At 70.1% G+C, this 7,694-nt stretch carries 8 protein-coding genes; 2 read left to right on the top strand and 6 right to left on the bottom strand.

Annotated features, from left to right (window positions below; genetic code table 11):
- The 3 genes from HY703_04585 to trxA all read right to left on the bottom strand — a co-directional run.
- A partial coding sequence (locus tag HY703_04585) for a DUF4159 domain-containing protein (GenBank protein ID MBI4544451.1) occupies window positions 1-374 on the bottom strand: 374 nt, incomplete at its 3' end.
- Window positions 371-1,216 carry a 16S rRNA (cytidine(1402)-2'-O)-methyltransferase gene (gene rsmI / locus HY703_04580; GenBank protein ID MBI4544450.1) on the bottom strand — a complete coding sequence of 282 codons (846 nt, stop codon included), beginning with the start codon at window positions 1,214-1,216 and terminating at the stop codon, window positions 371-373. The genes HY703_04585 and rsmI, both read right to left, overlap by 4 nt.
- Window positions 1,217-1,764: 548 nt before the next feature.
- Complete coding sequence (gene trxA / locus HY703_04575) at window positions 1,765-2,100, bottom strand: thioredoxin (GenBank protein ID MBI4544449.1); 336 nt, start codon at window positions 2,098-2,100, stop codon at window positions 1,765-1,767.
- 99 nt (window positions 2,101-2,199) lie between these two features.
- On the opposite strand from trxA, the gene mce reads away from it, so the two are divergent.
- Both mce and HY703_04565 read left to right on the top strand, forming a co-directional pair.
- Window positions 2,200-2,601, top strand: a complete 402-nt coding sequence (mce, locus tag HY703_04570; GenBank protein MBI4544448.1) for a methylmalonyl-CoA epimerase — start codon at window positions 2,200-2,202, stop codon at window positions 2,599-2,601.
- Window positions 2,598-3,314 (top strand): TIGR04283 family arsenosugar biosynthesis glycosyltransferase, encoded by a 717-nt coding sequence (locus tag HY703_04565; GenBank protein ID MBI4544447.1) that lies wholly within the window; start codon window positions 2,598-2,600, stop codon window positions 3,312-3,314. The genes mce and HY703_04565 overlap by 4 nt, the downstream gene beginning before the upstream one ends.
- On the opposite strand, the gene HY703_04560 is transcribed toward HY703_04565, so the two are convergent.
- From HY703_04560 to HY703_04550, 3 genes are all read right to left on the bottom strand, one after another.
- The gene (locus tag HY703_04560) at window positions 3,289-3,813 is read right to left on the bottom strand and encodes a hypothetical protein (GenBank protein MBI4544446.1); all 525 of its coding nucleotides are present in this window, start codon (window positions 3,811-3,813) and stop codon (window positions 3,289-3,291) included. The two genes, HY703_04565 and HY703_04560, sit on opposite strands and share 26 nt — an antisense overlap.
- 74 nt (window positions 3,814-3,887) lie before the next feature.
- Window positions 3,888-6,509 carry an ATP-dependent chaperone ClpB gene (gene clpB, locus HY703_04555; GenBank protein MBI4544445.1) on the bottom strand — a complete coding sequence of 874 codons (2,622 nt, stop codon included), beginning with the start codon at window positions 6,507-6,509 and terminating at the stop codon, window positions 3,888-3,890.
- A 908-nt stretch (window positions 6,510-7,417) separates the two neighbouring features.
- Window positions 7,418-7,615: a hypothetical protein gene (locus HY703_04550; protein MBI4544444.1), complete on the bottom strand. Its 198-nt coding sequence runs from the start codon at window positions 7,613-7,615 to the stop codon at window positions 7,418-7,420.
- Window positions 7,616-7,694: the final 79 nt, after the last annotated feature.

Below are 7,694 nucleotides of genomic sequence, written 5' to 3'. Positions count from 1 at the left end.
CGCCGCATCTCGCGCCGGAAGCTCTCGTCCAGACCGTAATTGTCATCCGCGTGCAGGAACCCGCCCGCCAGCAAATACCGCCGCAGGATCCGGACTTCCTCGTCCGTCAGCCGGATGTTGCCGTGCCCCGTGATATAGAGGTAAGGGTAGTTGCGCAGTGTCGGGTCCGTCAGCTTGACCTGCGCCGGCCGCTCCGCCACCGCCAGACCCGTGCGCTCCCGGATCGCGCGCAGCAGGTTGGGCAGCGACGAAGGATTGGCATACCAGTCGCCGCCGCCGCCGTACTGGACCTGCGCAATCGTCAAGGCGGCCGGCCTCGGCGCCGCCAGCGCCACGGCCAGCAGCGGCAGCACGGCCACAGTGCTCAACCTCATTCCGCCTCGCCTCCGCCCTCCCCCACCAGGGAGAGGACGATCTGGTACGCGCGCCGCCGCGGCACGCCCAGCCGCCGGCCCAGCTCTCGGGCCACGCCACTCGCCGGCCGCCCCTCCGCCAGCAGCGCCTGCGCGAGCTGCTGGACGTCTTCTTCGCCCGCCGGCTGCGCCGCCGCGCCCGCCAGCCCCACCACGACCTCGGCGCGCGGCGTCTGGTTCTCGTAGTAGGCGGCTGCTACGGCCAGGGTTCCCCGCACCACGCTCTCGTGCACCTTCGTAAGCTCCCGCGCTACCACTACTTGCCGCGACGGCTCGCAGCGCGCGGTGAGATCCCTGAGCAGCTTCGCCAGCCGGCCCGGCGCCTCGTACAGCACCGCCGCGTGCCTCAGCCGCGAGATCTCCTCCAGCCGCTCCACTCGCGCCCGGCCGCTGCGCGGCACAAAGCCGTAAAACGTAAACGGCTCGGGATCCACTCCCCCAGCCGCCAGGGCCGCCAGCAACGCCGAGGGGCCCGGCACCGGCACGACCCGGTGACCCGCCGCGATCACCCGTTGCACGATCCGTGCGCCCGGGTCCGAGATCAGCGGCGTGCCGGCGTCGGAGACCAGCGCGAGCTGCAGCCCCGCATCCAGCCAGCCGACGATACGGGCGGCCCGCGCCGCCTCGTTGTGCGCGTGCGCAGATACCAGCGGCGTCGCAATGCCGTAGTGCCGCAAGAGGATGGACGTCCGGCGGGTGTCCTCCGCCAGGATACGGTCGACAGCGCCCAGAACCTCGACGGCGCGGTAGGTGATATCGCCCAGGTTCCCGATGGGCGTGCTCACAATATACAGTTGTGACATGGACTTACGCCAATGAGCGCTGTTGTGCTGCCCAGGCCCGGAGGGCACGCCTCAACGAGACCGCACAGGCGATGCCCTGAACCGCACAGCGGATGCCCGAATCGGTCGCTCCCCTACGTGTACGCCTACGCCTGCGCGTGCCCGTGCCCGTGCCCGTGCCCGAAAATCTCTACGTCCCACCACCACCAACGACCGGGCACCACTGCGGAGCCTGCCCCGAGCGTAGCCGAAGAGCCGCTGGGCACATGTACGCGTAGGGTGCCCACCCCTCCTCAGCCCCCGGCCCTGGGGAATTATAACACGACGCAGGGCCAGCGTTGCCGCCGGTCCCTGCGTCGATTCCGGATGCTCCGAGCGGTCCCGATCCTGATGCCGACTCGCTCAGGCTCGTTCCCGTTCCCGCTCCCGTTCCCCTTCCCGATTACTATTCATGCCCGGCCGTCTCGCCGTGTCGCCGTGTCCCCGTGTCGCCGCGTCACCGTGTCGCCGCGTCGCGGCGTCGCCGCGTCCCCCTGTCGCCGCGTCCCCTCGGCTCCCCAGCCCCAGCCCTATCCCAGATGCTCCAGGATCTTCCGCTCGAGATGCGGCTTCGGCACCGCCCCCACGACCGTGTCCACGTGCTGGCCGTCCTTGAAGAAGAGGATGCTGGGGATCGAGCGCACGTTGTAGCGCGTTGCCGTGTGCAGGTTGCTGTCCACGTCGAGCTTGGCGACCGTGACCCGCCCCGTGTATTCCTCCGCGAGCTGCTCGAGCACGGGCGCGACAATGCGGCAGGGGCCGCACCACGCCGCCCAGAAATCCACGATCGTCAGCCCCCGCCCGTTCTCTATTTCCTGCGCAAAGTTGGCGTCTGTCACCGTCACCAGCTTGCCGTTGTGGGCCATTACTGTCTCCTTCGTTGTGGTTGCGGCCCATGGCTTGGGCGCAGCCTGTATGCTAATTTGCACGTCGGAAATGTGCAAGAACTTGGCCGCCTGAGGCGCATGAGCGAGCTGCCGCTGGACCATGTAGCGATCGCGGTTCCGTCCATTGCCGACGCACTACCACAATTCGAACTCCTGACCGGCGCGCGCGGTTCCCCGCCGCAGCGCTTGGAACGGGACGGCGTCGAGCTGGTGTTCGTGGGTATGGGCGCGGGGCGCCTCGAGCTGCTGCAGCCGACCCGGCCGGATTCCACCGTGGCGCGCTTCCTCGAGCGCCGCGGCGCGGGGCTGCACCACATCGCCTACCGCGTCCCTGATCTGGCGGCAGCGCTGGCTCGCCTGCGAGCGGCCGGCCTCACTCTGATTGACCAGACGCCCCGCCAGGGCGCGCACGGCCGGCGCATCGCGTTCCTGCACCCCGAGACGACGTGCGGCGTGCTGGTCGAGCTGGTGGAGGGATGACGTCGCCTGACTATTCCGTGGTTATTCCCGCGCTGAACGAGGGGGACCTGATCGGCGCGACGGTGGCCGCCGCGCGCCGTGCGTTCGGCGGCCGGGCCGAGTACCTGGTGGTGGATGGCGGCAGTCGGGATGGCACGGCCGAAGCGGCGCTGGCGGAGGGCGCACGGCTGGTCCAGGCGCCCCCGGGGCGAGGTGCGCAGCTCCGGGCCGGAGTGGAGGCGGCGCGCGGCCACACGCTCGTCCTGCTGCATGCAGACACGCTGCTCCCCGCCGAGGCTGCTGCTGCGCTGGACGCTGCGCTTGCGGACCCCGTGGTGGTGGGCGGAGCGTTCCGGCTGCGCTTCGATCCGGGGGCCGGGCGGCTGTCGCTGGCGTTGCGGCTGCTGGCGGCCGCCATCAACCTCCGGTCCCGCCTGTTGCGCACGGCCACGGGCGATCAGGGCATCTTCGCCCGCGCCCAGGCCATGCGCCGTGCCGGCGGCGTGCCGGCTGTGCCGCTCTTCGAGGACATCCAGCTCTACCGTGCCCTGCGCCGCATCGGCCGGGTGCGCCTGCTCCGCCCTGCGGTCAGCACCTCACCCCGCCTCTGGCTGCGTTACGGCACCGGCCGCACCATCCTGCTCCACCTGGTGCTCCGGCTGGCTCACGCGCTGGGCGCGCCCCCCACCTCTCTGGCCCGCGTCTACCCTAAAATCCGGGACGCCGCCCCGTGATCTTTTCGATGTCGATCTTCTCGACCAGCCACGCATCCTTCCCGCTGCGTACGACGGTGAAGGGCACGGCCACGGGCAGTCCGCGGATGCGCAGCCGCGCCACGATTTCGACGGCCTCGCTGCTCCGCCCCGGCACGAGTGTGGGCCCGTCCAGGACGTAGTCCTCATGCTGGAGGATCGAGGCCAGCGTAGCCATGCGCTGCTCGACCTGCTGGCGCGGATCCCGCTCGAGCAGCGCTCCCTCGTGCGTGCCGAACAGCCGCCCCATGGTTTCCAGCTCGCGCCGCAGCCGATCCGGCTCGAGCACCCTGGAAGATGACCGCTGCGCCACGGCGTTGGCCGCGCGCAGGAATCGTTCGACCACCAGCGCCGGCGCAAGCACCGCCGAGGGCCCACCGCCGCTCCCACTTTCGACCCGCTTGCTGACGCAGCCAGCGCCCAGCCCGGCTGACACTGTCGCCAGCAGGAGGACCGCCCGACTGAGGTGCTGATGAGGCATGGTCCCGCTCCATCGCCAGGAAGATGCTCGTGCGGGGAGAAGTCCGCTAAACCTTAGCCAATACGTAACCTATGTCAAGCGACGGCCGCCGCCGCGGCTCCGGCGGGTGCCTTGCGGAAGCTGAGCTGCGCCGCGCCCGGCTCCCGCTCCACGACCACCGCGCTGCCGTCCCCGAAATCGCCCTCCAGCAGCCGCATGGCCAGTGGGTTCTGCACCAGCCGCTGGATGGCGCGCTTGAGCGGCCGCGCGCCGAACGCCGGGTCGAAGCCCTCCTCGGCAATGAGCGCCCGCGCCGCCTCCGTCACCTGCAGGGTGATCTTGCGCTCGGCCAGGAGACCGGCCACGCGCTCGAGCTGCAGCTCCACGATGCGCTTCAGCTCCTCGGCGCCCAGCGGCCGGAAGACGATGACGTCGTCGATCCGGTTCAGGAACTCGGGCCGGAACTGCTGGCGCAGCTCGCCGCGCACGTACGTCTCGATCTCCTCCCAGGGCGCCTTGGCGGAGCGCTCCAGGATATAGGGGCTCCCCACGTTCGAGGTCATGATGACCACCGTGTTCCGGAAGTCGACGGTCCGCCCCTGCGAGTCCGTGAGCCGCCCGTCGTCCAGGATCTGGAGCAGGATGTTGAACACATCCGGGTGCGCCTTCTCGATCTCGTCGAACAGGACGACGGAGTAGGGGCGCCGGCGCACGCGCTCCGTGAGCTGCCCGCCCTCCTCGTACCCCACGTACCCGGGCGGCGCGCCGATCAGCCGCGCCACGGCGTGCTTCTCCATGTACTCCGACATGTCGATGCGCACCATGGCGTCCTCGTCGTCGAAGAGGAACTCGGCCAGCGCGCGCGCGGTCTCGGTCTTGCCCACCCCGGTGGGGCCCAGGAAGATGAAGCTGCCAATGGGCCGGTCCGGGTCCTGCAGCCCTGCGCGGCTGCGCCGCACCGCGTCCGCCACCGCCGTCACCGCTTCCCGCTGCCCGACGACCCGGGCGGCCAGCACCTCCTCGAGTCGCGTCAGCCGCTGCCGCTCCGACTCCAGCATGCGGGAGACCGGGATGCCCGTCCACTTCGAGACCACCTCGGCCACGTCTTCCGCGTCCACCTCCTCCTTGAGGAACTTGCCGCTGGCCTGCAGCTCGCCCAGCCTGGCCTCCGCCGCCGCCAGCTCCTTCTCCAGGCGAGGAATCTCGCCGTACTGCACCTCGGCGGCGCGGTTCAGGTCGCCCGTGCGCGTGGCCCGCTCCTGCTCCACGCGCAGCCCGTCGATCTGCTCCTTCAGCTCGCGGATCCGCCCGATCTGCGACTTCTCCGCCTGCCAGCGCGCCTTCATGGCGCTGGCCTGCTCGCCCAGCTCCTTCAGCTCCGCCTGGATCTTCTCCCGGCGGGCGACGGCCTCCGGATCCGCCTCCGCGGCCAGGGCGGTCCGCTCGATCTCGAGCTGCATGATGCGGCGCTCGACCTCATCGATCTCCTGCGGCATCGAGTCGATCTCGATGCGCAGCCGCGAGGCCGCCTCGTCGATCAGGTCGATGGCCTTGTCGGGCAGGAACCGCCCGCCCACGTAGCGGTCGGAGAGCCGCGCCGCCGCCACGATCGCCCCGTCCGTGATGCGCACCCCGTGGTGCAGCTCGTAGCGCTCCTTGAGCCCGCGCAGGATGGCGATCGTGTCCTCCACGCTCGGCTCGCCCACGAACACCGGCTGGAAGCGCCGCTCGAGAGCCGCGTCCTTCTCAATGCGCTTGCGGTACTCGTCCAGCGTGGTGGCGCCCACCACGCGCAGCTCGCCCCGCGCCAGCGCCGGCTTGAGCATGTTGCCCGCGTCCACGGCGCCCTCCGCCGCGCCCGCGCCCACAATGGTGTGCAGCTCGTCGATGAAGACCACGAACCGGCCCTCCCCTTCCGTGATCTCCTTGAGCACCGCCTTGAGCCGCTCCTCGAATTCGCCCCGGTACTTGGTGCCCGCCACCATGGCCGCGATATCGAGCTGGATCAGCCGCTTCTCGCGCAGCGACTCGGGGACGTCGCCGCTGACGATGCGCTGTGCCAGCCCCTCGACGATCGCGGTCTTGCCCACGCCCGGGTCGCCGATCAGCACCGGGTTGTTCTTGGTGCGGCGGCTGAGCACCTGCACCACGCGCCGGATCTCTTCGTCCCGGCCGATCACCGGGTCCAGCTTGCCCTGCCGCGCCAGCTCCGCCAGGTCGCGGCTGAAGCGCTCGAGCGCCCGGTACTTCTGCTCCGGCTCCTGGTCCACCACCCGGTGCGGCCCCCGCACCACGCGCAGCGCCTCGAGCAGCGCCTCCCGCGTGGCCCCCTGCTCGGCCAGCAGCGCGCGCGTGCTCGAGGCCTTGGGGCCCGCCAGCGCCAGCAGCAGGTGCTCCGTCGAGACGTACTCGTCCTTCAGCTCCCGCGACTCCGCCTCCGCCCGGTCCAGCACCTGGTTCAGCTCGCGGCTGGGCTGGGGCGTCGCCCCCCCCGTCTGCCGCGGCAGCCGCTCCAGTGAGCGGGCCAGCGCCTCGCCCAGGCGCGTGACGTTCACCCCCACCTTCTGCAGCGTGGGCACGACCACGGTCTCGTCCTGCTCCAGCAGCGCCCGCAACAGATGCACGTCCTCCAGCGCCGGGTTCCCCCGCCGCCGCGCCTCCTGGGCCGCCGCCTGGATCGCCTCCGCCGCCTTGATCGTCAACCGCTCGTAATTCAGCACCGTGCCTCCTCAGCGGGCCGCGCAGCCGCCCACCTCTATTTTCTCCCGTGTCCCGTTCCGTTTTCGGCAGGAGCTACTCCACCTCGAGCCGCTCCGCGCCCGGCCGATATGCCCGGGGGCAGCGCCCGCGCCGGGTATCCTGGCCGCAATCAGGCGGGCGCGGCGCCTGGGGGCTCTTTCTCGCCTGGGGGTGGCTCAGCCGCCAGCCCGGGTTTTCTCGACTGGCCGGTTCTGCACCCGAACGCCTCCCCCGGAAGGCCGCTTAGCGGCTTGCCTCCATTCGCTTCCGCTTGCCCGAACGGGAAGAAACCGGCGCGGCGTTCCGGGGGCAAGCCCCATGCCCCGCCGTGCTGCCAGATCGACAGGAACGCCGCAAGGCGGCCCGTCACCACGGGTCAGGTCGGCCCGGCACGTCAGCCAAACGCTGCTGCCGTAGCCCCCCGGCAGGCGACGCTGTAACGCTGCCCCCGGTATTCCACCCGCCTTGGGCCGCGGCCACGCTTGCTAGCCTGGATTCCCACGGTAAGGAGCTGGCGTGGAAATCCAGGTTAGGGCGCCAAGAGTCTGGATTACCCGACGCGGGCGCATTAAACTCTCCCCGTCATCATCGCACGACGTTCGCACTTCGCTCCGGCGCGGCCCCATTTAGCGCACAGCTCGCAATACCGCCGGCACCGTCACAGAACGCGAACGTCGCGCTACCAGCGCCCAGCCGCTGTTAATACGCACGCGGGCGCCGTACAGGCCCGACGCGGTGCTAATGCGAACTACGGGAACGCCCTTGTTAGGCGCCATGATACCTTCGGACCATCCGACAGGAGATAGAGATGCCTGGTAACGCTATCACAGTACTGGTGCCGGAGGCGAGTCCTGGGGAGTATGCCCGAGCCTTGCGCGCTCCGCTCTCAGTCATGCGTGTCGTGAACATCGGCGCAGAGCGGCTTGCCACCGCAGCGGCGGAACAGATCAAGGAAATCGCTGCGGCGTTCTCCCCGATCGAACTTGGTGACACGCCCTACGCGATCGATGAAGTCACGTTCACTCTCCAAGTCGCTGCTGAAGGCAGCATCCATCTGGTCGGAGGCATAACGTTGGGCAGTCAAGGAGGCATCCAAGTAACCCTAAAGAGACGACAGGGGCCGCCAGGCAATGCAAGCTGATGGGGCAAGCCGCGCCAGCGGT

The organism is Gemmatimonadota bacterium (assembly GCA_016209965.1).
Classification (GTDB): Bacteria; Gemmatimonadota; Gemmatimonadetes; order Longimicrobiales; family RSA9; genus JACQVE01.
Note: the sequence above shows the minus strand (reverse complement) of the source record. Positions and strands in the feature narration are given on the sequence as shown.